Source organism: Streptomyces sp. NBC_01003, from assembly GCF_045162695.1.
Classification (GTDB): domain Bacteria; phylum Actinomycetota; class Actinomycetes; order Streptomycetales; family Streptomycetaceae; genus Streptomyces.
Window position 1 is genome coordinate 7833472 of record NZ_CP108707.1, and the last position, 15674, is coordinate 7849145.

A 15674-nucleotide genomic window follows, 5' to 3' on the forward strand; every position below is an offset into this window, starting at 1 on the left:
GAACGGAGGCCACGCCGTGAAACTGATCGTCGAGGACCGGATCGACCGGCCCGTGAAGGACGTGTTCAACTCCATCGTGAGCCCGGAGGGGCTGTCCAGTTTCTTCACGGCTGACGCCTCCGCCCCGATGATCCCCAACACCACGGTGACCTGGCGTTTCGGCCATGTCGACGCGACGTTCGACGTCGAGGTCGGGCCCGTGGAGACGGACCGGCTGATCTCGTGGAGCTGGCCCGGGGGAGACGTGACCATCGAGCTGGAGCGGGCCGACGACGGCGCGGCCACCCTTCTCACGATCACCGAGCAGCCCATGGGCCAGAGCCTGGAGGGCGCCGCGCGGGCCGTCGGGCAGACCCAGGGGTGGACATACTTCGTGACGGGGCTCAGAGCCCATCTGCTGCACGGCATCCGCCACTTCGGACTCTCGGGATCCATCCGTGCCACCGTCGAGGCCTGACATGGCACCCCGGCGGACCGCAAGAGGGCCTTCCCGGCCATCGGACCAGGTCCGGTTCGTATGCGGAAGCTCCGTCCGGTTAGGCTCAGGGCATGCATGCCTGGCCCGCTTCTGAGGTCCCCGTCCTGCCTGGCAAGGGCCGCGACCTGAGGATCCACGACACCGCGACCGATGGCCTCGTCACCCTCGAGCCCGGTCCCGTCGCCCGTATCTACGTCTGCGGGATCACCCCGTACGACGCGACCCATATGGGTCACGCGGCGACCTACAACGCGTTCGACCTCGTTCAGCGCGTGTGGCTCGACACCAAGCGGCAGGTTCATTACGTCCAGAACGTGACGGACGTCGACGATCCGCTGCTCGAGCGCGCGATCCGTGACGGCGTCGACTGGACCGGACTCGCGGAGCGCGAGACCGCCCTCTTCCGCGAGGACATGACCGCCCTGCGGATGCTGCCGCCGCAGCACTACATCGGAGCCGTCGAGGCGATACCCGGCATCGTGCCGCTCGTCGAACGGCTCCGGGACATGGGCGCCGCCTACGAACTCGAGGGCGACGTCTACTTCTCCGTCGAGTCAGACCCCCACTTCGGCCAGGTCTCCCGCCTGGACGCCGCGGCGATGCGGCTGCTGTCCGCCGAGCGCGGCGGCGACCCGGACCGCCCGGGCAAGAAGAACCCGCTCGACCCGATGCTGTGGATGGCCGCCCGCGAGGGCGAGCCCAGCTGGGACGGCGGCTCGCTGGGCCAGGGGCGTCCCGGCTGGCACATCGAATGTGTCGCCATCGCCCTCGACCACCTCGGCATGGGCTTCGACGTCCAGGGCGGAGGGTCCGATCTGGCCTTTCCGCACCACGAGATGGGCGCCTCGCACGCGCAGGTGCTCACCGGCGAGTTCCCGATGGCCAAGGCGTACGTCCACGCCGGCATGGTCGCGCTCGACGGCGAGAAGATGTCCAAGTCCAAGGGCAACCTCGTCTTCGTCTCGAAGCTGCGGCGCGACGGGATCGACCCGGCCGCGATCCGCCTCGCGCTCCTCGCGCACCACTACCGGGCCGACTGGGAGTGGACCGACCAGGTCCTGAGCGACGCTGTCGAGCGGCTCGGCCGGTGGCGTGCCGCCGTCTCCCGGCCCGACGGACCGTCCGCCGCGGCGCTCGTCGAGGAGATCCGCGAGGCACTGTCGAGCGACCTCGACGCACCGGCGGCGCTGCTCGCCGTGGACCGCTGGGCCGCCCTTCAGGCGGAGCAGGGCGGTACGGACGAGGGGGCGCCCGGCGTGGTGTCCCGCGCGGTCGACGCCCTGCTCGGAGTGGCGCTCTAGACACCAGGTCCCGGGCCCGGCCCCGGGACACAAACAACCTCAACCGCCCTCGGACTCCACGGAGTTCGGGGGCGGTCACCTTTGCCCCGGGCCACGGCGGTCGCACAGCGAAAGGGCGGTGCACACCGCGTGTGCACCGCCCCTGCTGAGCCGTTGTCGCCCTACTCCGGCGAGTCCTCGGAGGAATCGTCCCCGGAGTCCGAGGACGTGTCCGTGTCACCCGTCCCGCCGGGGGTGTCCGTGCCCGGATCGGGGCGCTGGGGCCGCGGCGGCCGGGTGCGCTCGCTCGGGGTGTCCCGCAGGTACGACGCCGTGTCGCCGCCGTCCGTCGCGTGGCCGGCCGGACCGCCCGGAGGGCCGCCCCCGTCCCTGCGCCGCAGATAGCGCTCGAACTCACGGGCGATCGCCTCGCCGGACGCCTCGGGAAGCTCCGCGGTGTCCCGGGCCTCCTCCAGCGACTGCACGTACTCGGCGACCTCGCTGTCCTCCGCCGCCAGCTGGTCCACGCCCAGCTGCCACGCCCGGGAGTCCTCGGCCAGCTCGCCCAGCGGGATACGCAGGTCGATCAGGTCCTCCAGCCGGTTGAGCAGCGCCAGCGTCGCCTTCGGGTTCGGCGGCTGCGACACGTAGTGCGGCACCGCCGCCCACAGGGAGACCGCGGGGACGCCCGCGTGTGTGCAGGCCTCCTGGAGGATGCCGACGATGCCCGTCGGACCCTCGTACTTGGTCTCCTCCAGGTCCATGGTGCGCGCCAGGTCCGCGTCGGACGTGACGCCGCTGACCGGCACGGGCCGTGTGTGCGGGGTGTCACCGAGCAGCGCGCCCAGGATGACGACCAGCTCGACGCCCAGTTCGTGCGCGAACCCGAGCAGCTCGTTGCAGAACGAACGCCACCGCATCGACGGCTCGATGCCCCGGACCAGGACCAGGTCGCGCGGCTTGTCGCCGCCGACCCTGACCACGGAGAGCCGGGTCGTCGGCCAGGTGATCTTGCGCACGCCGCCGTCGAGCCACACCGTCGGCCGATTGACCTGGAAGTCGTAGTAGTCCTCGGCGTCGAGCGCCGCGAACACCTCGCCCTTCCACTCCTTGTCGAGATGCGCGACCGCGGCGGAGGCGGCGTCACCGGCATCGTTCCAGCCTTCGAACGCGGCCACCATGACCGGGTCGACCAGCTCGGGAACCCCCTCGAGCTCGATCACCCAGCGCCTCCTTCCGACGTTCCCCCAGTGCCCCGATGGCCTGGGGGGACCCCCATCGCGTACCTGCCCACCTTACGGCGTCCGCGAGGGCCATCCGCAGCCCCCTTGTACGGGGGAGTGACCGGATCACTGCCCCACGATCGGCCCTCGCACTCCCCCTTCACGCCCGTAGCGGAACCCGTGTCAGAGCGTCGAGCGCAGCCACTGCTCCACGCTCGCGATGTGCACCGTCGCCCACGACCGGGCCGCCTCCGCGTCACCGTCGCGCAGCGCCGCCAGGATCGCCCGGTGCTCGTGCAGGGTCCGGCTGACCGCGTCCTCCTGCGTCAGGCCACGCCAGACGCGGGCCCGGGTCGTCGGGCCGGACAGGCCGTCGAGGAGCGAGCACAGGACCGAGTTGCCCGAGCTCTGCACGATGCCGCGGTGGAACTCCAGGTCGGAGGCGACGAGTTCCTCCACCGAGGGTGCGGGGCCGAGCGCGTCCAGCTGGGCCGCGAGCGCGTCGAGCCGCGCCTCGTCGATCCGGGTCGCGGCCATCGCGGTCGCGGCCGGCTCCAGGATGCGGCGCACCGCGAGGAATTCGAGGACGGTGTCGTCGCGGTGGAAGTCGACGACGAAACTCAGGGCTTCGAGGAGGAGTTGGGGGTCGAGGCTCGTGACGTAGGTCCCGTCGCCCTGCCGCACGTCGAGGATGCGGATGAGGGACAGGGCGCGGACGGCCTCGCGCAGGGAGTTGCGGGAGAGGCCGAGGTCGGCGGCGAGTTCGCTCTCTTTCGGGAGGCGGTCGCCCGGGCGCAGGGCGCCGGAGACGATCATGCCTTTGATCTTCTCGATGGCCTCGTCGGTGACGGCCATGGTGGCCTCCCTGTCCTAGGTCGGAGCGCCACCGTCTGGAGCGCCGATACCTCCGATGTATCGGCCCATTATGTGGGTAGTCAGGGGGCGCGCGGTGCCGGTGCCGGCGTACTCGTACCGGCACCGCGCCCGGACGTCAGCCCGCGGCGCCCGCCTGGGCCTGCGCGGCCGCCCGGTACATGCGGCGCAGGCGCACCACGCCCAGGTCGTGCTGGTAGAGGTTCTCGCGCTGGTCGGCGTCCGCCGGCATGGCCTCCAGCATCACGCGGTCCTGCTCCAGTACCTCCCAGTGGCGCTCCTCGATGAGGGTCTTGTAGAGGAAGCGCCAGGTGTCGCGCTGCCAGCCCTCGACCCGGCGGTAGCGCCAGAAGAAGACACCGCAGCGCTGCTCGTCGACCGGGCAGACCATGCCGACGATCCCGAACGGGCCGCCGGGACCGGCCGACGGCGGGTACGGAATCGACAGGTCGACCCAGTCGATGCCGGTGTGGCACAGCTCGACCCAGTCGAAGTTGACGCCCCGCTGGTCGGTCTTCTCGAAGAAGTAGCCCCGGTCGGTCTCCCGGATGCGGAACTTGGCGGTGGTGTCACCGTCGTACATGGTGTGCGAGTCGTGGTGCAGGAAGGCGCCGTGCATCGGGTCGAGGAGGTTCTCGACGGCGTAGCGCCACGGCACCTCCCACTCCGCATAGCACAGGATCGCGTCGGTGCCGGGGTCGGTGAGCGGCTCGGGGAGCGTCAACTCGGCCGTTTCCGGGTGCTGTTCGTCGCCGAAGTAGGCGAGGATCGCGCCGCCGACCTCGCGCACGGGCAGCGACCTGACGAGCTTCTTGCCCTCCAGGTTGCAGCCGGGCAGGCCGGGCACCGAGGAGACGGTGCCGTCCCCCTCGACCTCGACGCCGTGGTACCAGCACGCCACCCGGTCGCCGAGGTGTTTGCCGAGCGACAGGGGCGCGCCGCGGTGCGGGCAGCGGTCCGCGAGCATGGACAGCGTGCCGTCGGAGCGGCGGAACAGGAGCCACTGCTCGCCGAGCGCGGTCACCTTGCGCATGGCGCCGGGCGCGACGAACGAGGACGGCACGACGGGGTGCCACTGGTTGCGCAGGCCCGTCGCATAGATGTGATCGGCGGTGGAAGCTGCCGAAGCGGTCGTCGTGGCGGTCATCAGGTCACGCTCCCAGTCGGTGCATCTCGGCGCGGAACGAGTCCTCGGTCCACGGGGCGCCGTCGGGGGCGTGGACCTGACGGGCATTCAGCCCGCTGATGACATCGGCGAGTTCGTGGCCGTCCTTGGTGAAGACCTCTTCGAGGGTGGCGGCCAGCTTGTACTCGTAGGGGGTGGGTTCGTGCGTACGGGACTGGTGGACGTCCAGGTACGGCCAGGTGGTGGTCACACGTGCCTCCAGGGAAGGGGTTACAGGTCGAGGGCCAGGCGGCCGGAGGCGCAGCGCGAGACGCAGATCATCATCGAGGCGCCCGCGGCCCGCTCGGCATCGGAGAGCAGGAAGTCGCGGTGGTCGGGCGTGCCGTCGAGCACCCGGGTCTCGCAGGACCCGCAGATCCCGTCGCGGCAGGAGCTGGCCACATCCAGGCCTGCCGCCTCCGCCGCCTCCAGGATCGACGTATCGGCGCCGACCGTGAGGGTGAGCCCGGAGGTGCGGCACTCGACCTCGAAGCCCTCGTCGTCCGCGGAGCGCTCGACGACCGGGGCCGCGAACCGCTCGACGCGCAGCCGGTCCGCCGGGCAGAGGGCCTCGACGGCGGCGAGCAACGGCTCGGGCCCGCAGCAGTAGACGAGCGTCCCGTCCGGCAGCCCGGCGAGAGTGGACGCGAGGTCGATGTGGCCCTGCTCGTCCTGCGGCACCACCGTCAGATCACCGCCCAGCGCGGTGAGCTCGTCGACGAAGGCCATCGACGCACGGCTGCGACCGCCGTACACCATGCGCCACGCGGCACCCCGACGCACGGCCTCGCGGGCCATCGCGAGGATCGGCGTCACACCGATGCCGCCCGCGACGAAGACGTAGCCCGGCGCGTCCTGAAGCGCGAAGTGGTTGCGCGGCGCCGACACCGTGACCCGCCCGCCGGGGCGCAGCTTCGTGTGCACATGGCGCGAACCCCCGCGTGAGGACGGTTCGTTGAGGACACCGATGCGGTACGACGCCGGGGCGCGCGGGTCCGAGCACAGGCTGTACTGGCGGACCTGCCCGCCCACGTGGACGTCGAGGTGCGCGCCGGGCTCCCACGCGGGCAGGGGCTTGCCGTCCGGGTGGGTCAGTTCGACGGACAGGACGCCGTCGGCCTCCCAGGTCATGCGGTGTACGAGGAGGTCCAGGAGGGTCTCGTCGGTTGCGGTCATGGCTGCGGGGCCTCCCTACGCGGTGGGGATCTTCACGGGCGGGGTGAACGGGTTCTTCATCGGGCCGAGCGACGCGAGGTCGACCTCGACGAGCGTCGGCCCCTCGGAGGCGACGGCCTCGGAAATGACGGGCTCGGCGTGCTCGGCGGCTGCGATCCGCAGATACGGCAACCCGCAGGCCCGGGCGAGGAGTTCGAAGTCGGGCGTGGCGAGGTCGACGCCGGAGCGGCGGTCGCTGTGCCGGTCCTGCATGTTGCGCAGGACGCCGTAGCCGCCGTCGTTGAACACGACGAGGGTGAGGCGCGGGCGCTCCTGGGCGAGGGTGAGCAGTTCACCGAGGTGCACGGCCAGCCCGCCGTCACCGGCGATGACGACCGTGGGCGCGTCGGGCCTCGCGAGCGCGGCCCCGATGCCCATGCCGAGGCCCTGCCCGATGCCGCCGCCGCGCGGGAAGACGTTGTCGCGCGGGTCGTACATGTCGAGGAGCCGGTTGCCCCAGCTGCTCGACGGGATGGTGACGTCGCGGGCGACGACGGCCTCGCGCGGGAGCGCGGCCCGGATCGCGTCGCAGATGGCGGCCTGCGGGCCGATGTTGTCGTGCAGGGTGGCGCGCACGTCGTCGCGGACAGCGGTGACCCGCGCCGTCCAGCCGGGCTCGGCGGGCTTCGCGTACGGGAGGAGCCGCTCCAGTACGTCGGCGGCGTCGCCGTGGAGCGCGTGCCGGGCCGGGTACACGCGGCCGAGCGCGGCCGCGTCCAGGTCGATCTGGATGTGGGCGGCGGGGAGCTCGAGGCCGTAGTCGGCTGTCTCGTTGGACCGGAAGTGGGTGCCGATCGTGAGCAGCACGTCGGCGTCGGCGAGCAGGGCGCGTCCGGCCGGCGTCGTCGCGAAGTTGCCGACGACCTGCGGGTGGTCCTCGGGGACGGCGCCACGGCCGGAGTTCGACGTCAGGAGAGCGGCGCCGGTCGCGGCGAGCAGGTCCGCGAGCTGGGTACGGGCGCGCGTGGCACCGCCACCGGCCCAGATCACCGGGCGCTCGGCCGAGGCCAGCAGGGCGCCCGCGGCGGCGAGTTCGTCGTCGCCGGGCGCGGGCGCGGCGGCCTCCGTGAACTCCTCGACGGCGGTGTCGGTCTGGGCCGCGTACTGGAGGTCGACCGGCCACTCCACGCTCGTGGGGCCGCCCGGCGCGGTGAGCGCGGCACGGGCCGCCTCGCGCAGGATGCGGCCCGCCGCGTCGGCGGACGGCACGGTCGCGGCGTACTTGGAGACCGCCGTCAGCATGCCCAGCTGGTCCTTGGTCTCGTGGATGAAACCGCGCCCGCTGCCCAGGAACTCCGACTCGACCTGCCCGGTGATGTGCAGGACGGACGTGCCGGACGCCAGCGACTCGATCAGGGAGCCGGCCGCGTTGCCCGCGCCCGTCCCGGTCGAGGTGAGGGCGCAGCCGAGCGTGCCGCGGGCCCTGCCGTAGGCGTCGGCCGCGTTGACGGCGGACGCCTCGTGGCGCACGGGCACGAACCGCAGCTCGCGGTCGACGGCCTCGACGAGCGGCAGGTTGTGCACGCTGACGATCCCGAAGACCGTGTCGATGCCCAGTTCCCGCAGAACGGCGACGAGGAGATCGCCTCCGGTGTCGTAACGCATGGTGGTCTCCTCAGAGGATGGAGCGGCCGACTCCGCCGCAGACGTCGATGCTGGTTCCGGTGATGTACGAGGCACGCGGCGAGAGCAGCGCGACGATCGCGTACGCGACCTCCTCGGCCCGGCCGAGCCGGCCGAGCGCGATCCCGCGGTCGGCGGCGAGCTCCGCCTGCCAGTCCTCGTAGGAGAGCCCGGACTCCGCGGCGGCGTGCCGGCGGGTCCACTGGCCGGTGTCGACGAGGCCGAGGCAGACCGAGTTGACGCGGATCCCCTCGGGGGCGAGCTCGGTGGCGAGGGACTTGGAGAGGTTGAGGATGCCGGCGCGGGCGGCGCTCGTCGTGATCAGCCGGGTCTCGGGCTGCTTGGCGAGGACGGCGTTGACGTTCACGACGGACGCGGCGTCCGAGGCGGCGAGGTGTGGGCGGGCGGCGTGCAGCGGGTTGAGGACGCCGGAGAACTTCAGCTCCAGCTCGTCACGCCAGTCCTCGGCGGTCGACTCGTCGAGGCTCTTCATGCGGGACTGGCCCGCGTTGTTGACGAGCCCGTCGAGGCCCCCGAAGGTGTCGGCGGCATGCCGGACGAAGTCCCGTACGGCCGTCGCGTCCCGCACGTCGCAGACGCCGGTCAGGAGGCGGTCGCTGCCGAGGCGCGCCGCCGCCTTCGCGAGGCGGTCGGCGTCACGGCCGCAGGTCGCGACGCGCGCGCCCTCGTCGAGAAGGGCGCGGACCGTGGCCAGGCCGACGCCCGAGCTGCCGCCGGTGACCAGGACGGTCCGGTCGGCGAGGCCCAGATCCATAACTCTGTGCTCCTGTGGGTCAGTTCATCGTGAAGCCGCCGTTGACGGCGATCACTTGTCCGGTGAGATAGCGGGACTCCTCGCCGAGCAGGAAGGCGACGAGACCGATGAGGTCGCCGGGCTCCTGCGGCCGCGAGATGGCCCGGCCCGAGCGGTACAGCTCGTGCCGTTCCTCGGGCACGGTCTCGGTGGCCTCGCACTCGGTGAGGCCGGGCGCGACCGCGTTGACGGTGATGCCCTTGTCGCCGAGTTCCCTGGCCATCGCGCGGGTCAGCGCGATGACCGCGCCCTTCGAGGCGATGTAGTGGGCGAGGCGGGGCGAGCCGTAGAGCGCGGCGTCCGACGCGACGTTCACGATCCGGCCCGGCGAGCCGAAGAGCGGGTACAGGGCCTTGGACACCAGCCAGGGGCTGCGGGCGTTGACCGTCATCAGGCGGTCCCACACCTCGACGTCGATGTCCTGGAACTCCTTGCCGCCGACGCCGTTGGCGAGAGCCGCGTTGTTGACCAGGCCGTACAACGGACCCAGATCCCTTACGCGACCGGCGAGTTCGTCGACCGATTCGGGATCGGCCACGTCGCAGCGCACGAAGTGGGCGTCGAGCCCGTCACTTCGCAGCCCCTCGACCGCGTGGGTTCCGCGCTCGGTGTCGAGCTCGGCGACCACGACGCGGAAGCCGTCCTCGGCGGCCCGGCGGGCCATGGCCAGTCCCAGGCCACGGCCCGCCCCGGTGACGACGACGGTGCCGGCGCCCCCTGAGGGGTCAGTCACGGGTGACACCGTGCATCGGCGAGTGCTCCGGGTACGTCGGGACCTGCGGCTTCTGTGTGCCGATGACGACGCAGAACAGGGCGTCGGTGTCGCCCTCGTTCTTCAGGGACCGGGCCACGCCCGCCGGGACGACGATCATGTCGCGGTAGCCGAGGGTGCGGTACTCGACCTCGTCGGCGCCGCGGTGGATACCGACGCGGACCTGGCCCTCCAGGACGAAGAAGGCCTCCTCGACGTCGTGGTGGGTGTGCTCGGGGCCCTCGGCGCCGGGCGGGAGCAGCATGTTGGAGAAGGTGAAGCCGCCGGACGGGAGGATCCGCGAGTCGTTCTCGTGGTTGCCCGTGGCGCCGGAGCCGACGTAGCGGATCTGGCCGCGGCGGTACTGCGGGCCCGCCTTCTCCTGGAAGGAGAGCGTGTTGAAGTCCGCGACACGGGACTCCTTGGTGGCGATGAGCGAGTCGGTGTACTTGCCGAGGTCGCTGCCGTTGTCGTAGTCGGTGGTGGTCAGAGGCATGGCTGGACTCCTACTCGGGGATGCGGGCGGTGATGCGGAGGTGGGACAGGACCCACGCGTCGAAGCGCGCGGGCTGTTCCTGGTTGGCCAGGTGACCGGCGTCCTTGACGATCACGTAGGCGGTCTTGTGGAGGGCGCCGGCGAGGACCTGCGAGGCCTCGACGCCGGTGACCTGGTCCTGGTCGCCGCACAGGACCAGCGCGGGCGCGGCGATCCCGGGCAGTTCGGGCCGCAGGTCGGCACAGGCCATGGACTCGGCGGCATAGGCGTAGCCGGGCAGCCGCACGGACGAGGCCATGGTGTCGACGACGCGCTGTACGAGTTCCTCGGGCGCCCCGCCGGACACGAGCCGCGGCCCGCGCTTCTCGGCGAAGGCACGAGGTCCGAGCTCGGCCAGCTCGGCTGCCCGCGCCCGCATGCCCTCGGCCTTGGCGGGGTCCGTGCCGGAGCCCGCGCTGGAGTCGGCGACGACGAGGGACTCGACCAGATCCGGGTGGCGGGCCGCGAGCCGCAGCGCGATCACCCCGCCCCAGGAGACACCGAGGACGTGCGCGCGTCCGCCGCGCTCCCGGATGACCTCGGCCGCCGCGTCCGCGAACCCGTCCAGGTCCAACGGCCCCTTTGGATCCGGCGACCTGGCGTAGCCGGGCGCGTCCCAGGCCACGACCCGCGCGTACGCGGACAGCTCGGCGAGCTGCGGGGCGAACGCCGCCGACGAGGAGCCGATGCCGTGCAGGCACAGCAGCAGGGGGCCGTGGTCGCCCGCCTCCTCGACATGGACGGCGCTCACAGGATCTGGCCCGTCCGCCCGGCCAGCGCCGCCAGGCTGCGCAGCACCGCGTACGGCACGACCTGGCTGGTCGCGGGGTTGCCCGGGTCCGGCAGGTGCGCGACGTCGAAGCGGTACGCGCCGTGCGCGCCGGACGCCTCGACGACGTGCCGGGTGTGGCGGGCGCCGGGGTCGGCGACGACCCGGACCCGCACAGCGTCCAGGTCGCCGACGGCGAGGGCGACCGAGGCGGCCACGTTCGTCGACTTGGGGAACTTCACGGGGATGTCGCGCGCCGTGCCGGACATGACCTCGACGGGCCCGGTCGCCGTCCGCAGCTTGGACAGCAACTCCTCGTCCATCCACGGCTGTTCGAGGGTGGACGGCAGCTTGGTGGTGGTGAGCCGCACCTCGTCGAGGGGGCCGAGGGAGCGCACCGCCTGGAGGAGGTCGAGCCCGCCGACGGCGCCGCCGGTGAAGTACACCCGCCCGGGGCCCGCCGCGAGCAGCCGCTTGGACAGCTCGTCGTCGGTCAGCGCCCCGGTCGACGCGACGAGCAGGTCGGTGCCGGAGGCGAGGACCCGCTCACCCCACTCCCGCACGACACCCTGCCCGGCCGCCTCGACGATCAGGTCGCAGTACTCCAGGGCCTCGTCGAAGGTCCGCTGGGGCGCGGGCGCCGTGTCGCCGAGGGGGCGGTTGTCGATGATGCACGTCAACTCGGCGCCGGAGACCTGCTGTTCGGCGAGCGCGGTGCCGACGACTCGGCCGATCGCGCCCCAGCCGACGAGGCCCACCTTGCGTACCGTGCTCATGCGTTGACCTCCTGGGAGACGGATGTGTGCGGGCCGGGGTCCGGGGAGCCGGCCATGTGACAGCGGATCTCCTTCGACGGCGGGCCCGCCGTGCCCCACAGGTCGGACAGCTCGGGCACGCGCCGCCACACCCGCGCGATCCAGGCGTCCTCGACGATCTGCGCGACCTCGGACGTGTACTCGCACACGAGGCCGGACGGGTCGGTGAAGTAGGAGAAGGTGTTGTTGCCGGGGCCGTGGCGGCCCGGTCCCCACTGCGGGTCGATGCCGTGGTGCTTGAGCCGGCCGAGCCCCCGCATGAAGTGGTCGACCGAACTCATCTCGTACGCCACGTGGTTGAGGGAAGCCCACTCGGCCTGGTTGAACGCGATGCAGTGGTGGTCGGCGTTGCAGCGCAGGAACGCCATCTGGTGCTCGGACCAGTCGGAGACGCGCAGGCCGAGGACGTCGCAGTAGAACGCGACGGAGGCGTCGATGTCGGCGGTGTTCAGGACGGCGTGTGTGACGCCGACGGGGACGGCGGCGTCCCTGCCGCGCGGCGCGACCGCCTCGACCTGCGCGCTGATCTCCACGAGTCGCTGCTCGGGGTCGGTGAAGCGCAGGCCGTAGCCGCCGCCCACCTGGTCGAGCGGTCCGGGGCCGAAGACCGGGGTGATCCCGCGGGCCTCCAGGCGCCGGGCCGCCTCGTCGACCTCGGCGGGCGTGGCGACGGCGAACGCGAGCCGGCCGAGCCCCGTGCGGTCCGCGCGGGTGAGATGCAGGACGTGGTGCTCCTCGCCGGTGCCGCGCAGCCAGGCCGCCGCGCCGCGCTCCGCCTCGACGGTCCGCAGGCCCCAGACCTCCTCGTAGAAGTCGGCGGCCTCGGTGAAGGCGGGGGTGAGCAGCTCGACGTAGCGCAGGGAGCGCAGGCGGGCGACGGGCCCTGGCGATGGGTGGGGCATGAGTGTCTCCAGACGACGGGGCGGTCAGTTGGCCCAGGGCAGGGGCGCGTCCGAAGTGCCCCAGTACAGGGACTTCTGACGCTGGTAGGCGCGGATGGCGTCGCGGCCCTTCTCCGTACCGAGACCGCTGTCCTTCATCCCGCTGAACGGGGTGGACGCGCTGAACTGCTTGTACGTGTTGATCCAGACCGTCCCCGCCTCGATCCGGCGGGCCAGGCGCCACGCGGCCCGGTGGTCACGGGTCCAGATCCCGCAGGCGAGCCCGTAGACGGAGTCGTTGGCCTGGCGGACCAGGTCGTCCTCGTCGTCATAGGGCAGGGCGACCAGGACGGGCCCGAAGATCTCCTCCTGGCAGGTACGTGAGGTGTTGGAGAGCCCGTCGAGGACGGTGGGCAGGTAGTACGCGCCGTCGCGGTACGTGTCGCCCTCGGGCGCCCGGCCGCCGCACAGCACCCGGGCGCCCTCGGAGCGGGCCAGATCGACATAGGCGGCGACGGAGTCCCGGTGCCGGTGGTGGACCAGCGGCCCGACCTGGGTGCCGGGGTCCGTGCCGGGACCGACGCGCAACTTGCTCACCCGTTCGACGAGTTCGCCGACGAAGCTGTCGTAGATCTCGCGTGCGACGAAGAGCCGCGATCCGGCGATGCAGGACTGGCCGCTGGACGAGAAGATCCCGAACATCACGCCCGCCAGTGCCTGCTCGACGTCCGCGTCCGCGCGCACGATCGTCGGCGACTTGCCGCCGAGTTCGAGCGAGGCGGGGATCAGCTTCGAGGCCGCCACCGCCGCGATGGACCGGCCGGTCTCGGTCCCGCCGGTGAAGCCGATCCTGGTCACCAGGGGGTGGTGCACGATCGCGTCCCCGACGACCCGGCCGCTGCCGGGCAGGACCGACAGCAGGGCGGTGGGCAGTCCGAGTTCGCCGAGCGCCCGGTGGATCAGGCGCCCGAGCGCGAGGGAGACCAGCGGGGTCCAGGCGGCGGGCTTCAGCAGGACGGCGTTGCCGCCGGCGAGGGCGGGCGCGATCTTCTGCGCGTCGCTGGCGACCGGCGAGTTCCAGGGGTTGATCGCGCCGACGACGCCGATCGGCTCGTACACGCTCATCGTCACGTACGGGCCGCGGGACGGGGTGAGGGTCTCCTCGGCCGTCTCCAGGGCCGCCGCCATGTACCGGAAGGTGCCGGCCGCGCTGAGCGCGAGGGCCTTCGTCTCGGTGAGGGTCTTGCCGGTGTCGGCGGTCTGGAGGGCCGCGAGCTCGCCGGCGGCCTCCTCGGTCAACTCCGCGATGCGGTAGAGGAGTCGGGCCCGCTGGTGGGGGAGGAGATCGCGCCAGGCCGGGTCGGCCACGGCGAGCGCGGCGGCCCGAGCGGCTTCGTCGACCTCGTCCGCGGACGCGGAGTGGACGGTGGCGAGCACCTCTCCGGTGGCCGGGTCGACGGTCTCGACCGGTTCGCCCGCGCCGCGTCGCCACTGGCCCGCGATCAGGATGTCGGTGGGGTGGTGAGGCACGGGCGGGACCTCCAGGCGGTCTACGGCCAACGGGTGCGGGGAAGTTGGGCTCACCGAGGCGCTCGCTCACGTTGGCTGCGCCCCTCGGCTTGCTCAGTGCTAGAAATCTAAGCGCTTAAGTATTTTCCCGCAAGGCCCTGCGGCGAAGTCGTCGCGCGACGGTGTCCGAGGTGGGTTACGTGAGGGTGACGGTGAGGTCACTTCCGATGTATCTAAGTCGTTAATCATTGACCGCTTAGATAAGTCCTCTTAGGGTCTGCGGAACTCCTCTGTTCGCGTTGTCGCGGAAGGACCCCCTCATGACGACTGTGGCCGGCAAGCCAGGCCTCGGCTCGATAGCAGCCCGGCTCGAACGACTCCCGCAATCCCGCTGGCACGTGAAGGTCCGGTTCCTGATCGGCGCCGTGACGTTCTTCGAGGCGTTCGATCAGCTCCTTGCCGCGTCCGCGCTGCCCGTCCTGATCAAGGACTGGCACCTGACCACGGGCCAGGCCACCTTCGCGGTCACCACCGGCTCCGTGGGCATGCTCCTGGGCGCCCTGGTCGCCGGCTGGCTGGGCGACCGGATCGGCCGGGTGCGGACCGTCGCCCTCGGCGTCGCCGTCACCGCGCTCGGGAGCCTCGCCGTGGCCTTCTCGAACGGCATCGAGCTCTTCTCGCTCTTCCGCTTCGTCCAGGGCCTCGGCATCGGCGGAGTCGTCCCCGTGGCGGCCACGTACATCAACGAGATCGCCCGCTCCGACAAACGCGGACGCTTCGTCCTGATCTACGAGATGATCTTCCCGGCCGGTCTGGCCGCGGCCACCCTCGTCGCCGTATGGGTGGTGCCGAACCTCGGCTGGCGCGCGATGTTCGTGATCGGAGCCCTGCCCGTCCTGCTCGCCGCCGCCCTGCCCAAGCACGTCGCCGAATCACCGCGGTGGCTGCTCTCCCAGGGCCGCACCGAGGAGGCCGAGCGGGCCATCGCGCGGATCGAGGAGGAGGTCGCCGCCGCCACCGGGGAACCCCTGCCGCAACCGGCCGCGGACCGGGCGGAGGAGACCTCCCGGGGCCGCCTGCGCGAGCTGTTCACCGGCCGCTACCTGCGCCGCACGACCGTGGTCTCCGGGCTCTGGTTCGTCGCGTACTACGTCAACCACGGCATCTCCACCTGGCTGCCGTCGCTCTACACCAAGAACTTCGGGCTCGACCTGACCACCGCGCTCGTCTACACGCTGCTCAGCAATGTGACGGGACTCCTCGGCACCCTCGCCGTCGCCCTCGTCATCGACCGCGTGGGCCGGCGTCCCGCCCTCGTGGCCGCGCTGGGCGGCACCACGTTCACCCTCGCGACGCTCGCCCTGGTCGGCGTGACATCGGGCAGCCAGGTAGCGATCTTCGCCTCCTGCACGACGTTCTTCGTCTACGCCGTCAACGCGGGCCTCTACCTCTACTCGCCCGAGCTGTACCCGACGCGCAACCGCGCCAAGGGCGCCGCGTTCGGCGGCCTGTGGAACCGCCTCGGCGTCATCCTGGGCCCGATCACGGTCGGCGCGATCATCGGCGGGGGCGGCAGCCTGACGCTCGTCTTCGCCCAGCTCGCCGGGGTCGCCGCGGTGGGTGCGGTGATCGCTCTGTTCGCGGTGGAGACGAAGGGGAAGACGCTCGAGGAGCTCAACTCCTGACGGTGGTGCGGGTGTTCGGCGCCGGTCTCTCGCGCGGGGGGTGCGAGGGGGCCGGCGC

General features: G+C 72.0%; 16 protein-coding genes. 3 read left to right on the forward strand and 13 right to left on the reverse strand.

Features of this window, described 5'->3' with window-relative positions:
* Window positions 1-16 precede the first annotated feature (16 nt).
* Both OG698_RS35710 and mshC read left to right on the forward strand, forming a co-directional pair.
* Entirely contained in the window at window positions 17-457 is a 441-nt protein-coding gene (locus OG698_RS35710) for an SRPBCC domain-containing protein (protein ID WP_384250425.1), read from the forward strand.
* A gap of 92 nt (window positions 458-549) precedes the next feature.
* Window positions 550-1779, forward strand: a complete 1230-nt coding sequence (gene mshC, locus OG698_RS35715) for a cysteine--1-D-myo-inosityl 2-amino-2-deoxy-alpha-D-glucopyranoside ligase (protein ID WP_399970638.1) — start codon at window positions 550-552, stop codon at window positions 1777-1779.
* A 161-nt stretch (window positions 1780-1940) separates the two neighbouring features.
* Here mshC and OG698_RS35720 read toward each other — a convergent pair whose 3' ends face one another.
* From OG698_RS35720 to OG698_RS35780, 13 genes are all read right to left on the reverse strand, one after another.
* The gene (locus OG698_RS35720; protein ID WP_100599062.1) at window positions 1941-2981 is read right to left on the reverse strand and encodes a PAC2 family protein; all 1041 of its coding nucleotides are present in this window, start codon (window positions 2979-2981) and stop codon (window positions 1941-1943) included.
* Between the two features lie 183 nt (window positions 2982-3164).
* On the reverse strand, window positions 3165-3836 hold the full coding sequence (locus OG698_RS35725; protein WP_100599061.1) for a FadR/GntR family transcriptional regulator: 672 nt from the start codon (window positions 3834-3836) through the stop codon (window positions 3165-3167).
* 136 nt (window positions 3837-3972) lie between these two features.
* Window positions 3973-5001, reverse strand: a complete 1029-nt coding sequence (locus OG698_RS35730) for a Rieske 2Fe-2S domain-containing protein (RefSeq protein WP_384250409.1) — start codon at window positions 4999-5001, stop codon at window positions 3973-3975.
* Between the two features lie 4 nt (window positions 5002-5005).
* Window positions 5006-5230, reverse strand: a complete 225-nt coding sequence (locus tag OG698_RS35735; protein WP_399970643.1) for a recombinase-like helix-turn-helix domain-containing protein — start codon at window positions 5228-5230, stop codon at window positions 5006-5008.
* Window positions 5231-5250: 20 nt separating this feature from the next.
* On the reverse strand, window positions 5251-6195 hold the full coding sequence (locus OG698_RS35740) for a PDR/VanB family oxidoreductase (protein ID WP_406107962.1): 945 nt from the start codon (window positions 6193-6195) through the stop codon (window positions 5251-5253).
* Window positions 6196-6210: 15 nt separating this feature from the next.
* Complete coding sequence (locus tag OG698_RS35745) at window positions 6211-7839, reverse strand: thiamine pyrophosphate-binding protein (RefSeq protein ID WP_406107964.1); 1629 nt, start codon at window positions 7837-7839, stop codon at window positions 6211-6213.
* Between the two features lie 10 nt (window positions 7840-7849).
* The gene (locus OG698_RS35750) at window positions 7850-8632 is read right to left on the reverse strand and encodes an SDR family oxidoreductase (RefSeq protein WP_406107966.1); all 783 of its coding nucleotides are present in this window, start codon (window positions 8630-8632) and stop codon (window positions 7850-7852) included.
* 19 nt (window positions 8633-8651) lie between these two features.
* A complete protein-coding gene (locus OG698_RS35755; RefSeq protein ID WP_406107968.1) occupies window positions 8652-9404 on the reverse strand; it encodes an SDR family oxidoreductase in 753 nt (250 codons plus the stop codon).
* Entirely contained in the window at window positions 9397-9918 is a 522-nt protein-coding gene (locus tag OG698_RS35760) for a cupin domain-containing protein (protein WP_100599053.1), read from the reverse strand. The genes OG698_RS35755 and OG698_RS35760 overlap by 8 nt, the downstream gene beginning before the upstream one ends.
* A gap of 10 nt (window positions 9919-9928) precedes the next feature.
* Complete coding sequence (locus tag OG698_RS35765; protein WP_406107970.1) at window positions 9929-10708, reverse strand: alpha/beta fold hydrolase; 780 nt, start codon at window positions 10706-10708, stop codon at window positions 9929-9931.
* Window positions 10705-11502, reverse strand: coding sequence for an aspartate dehydrogenase domain-containing protein (locus OG698_RS35770; protein ID WP_406107972.1), 798 nt, complete (start codon window positions 11500-11502; stop codon window positions 10705-10707). Before OG698_RS35770 ends, OG698_RS35765 begins: the two co-directional genes overlap by 4 nt.
* Window positions 11499-12443 (reverse strand): VOC family protein, encoded by a 945-nt coding sequence (locus tag OG698_RS35775; RefSeq protein ID WP_406107974.1) that lies wholly within the window; start codon window positions 12441-12443, stop codon window positions 11499-11501. The genes OG698_RS35770 and OG698_RS35775 overlap by 4 nt, the downstream gene beginning before the upstream one ends.
* Before the next feature lie 24 nt (window positions 12444-12467).
* Complete coding sequence (locus OG698_RS35780) at window positions 12468-13952, reverse strand: aldehyde dehydrogenase (protein ID WP_406107976.1); 1485 nt, start codon at window positions 13950-13952, stop codon at window positions 12468-12470.
* Between the two features lie 299 nt (window positions 13953-14251).
* On the opposite strand from OG698_RS35780, the gene OG698_RS35785 reads away from it, so the two are divergent.
* Entirely contained in the window at window positions 14252-15616 is a 1365-nt protein-coding gene (locus OG698_RS35785; protein WP_399970658.1) for an MFS transporter, read from the forward strand.
* The last annotated feature ends 58 nt before the right edge of the window (window positions 15617-15674 follow it).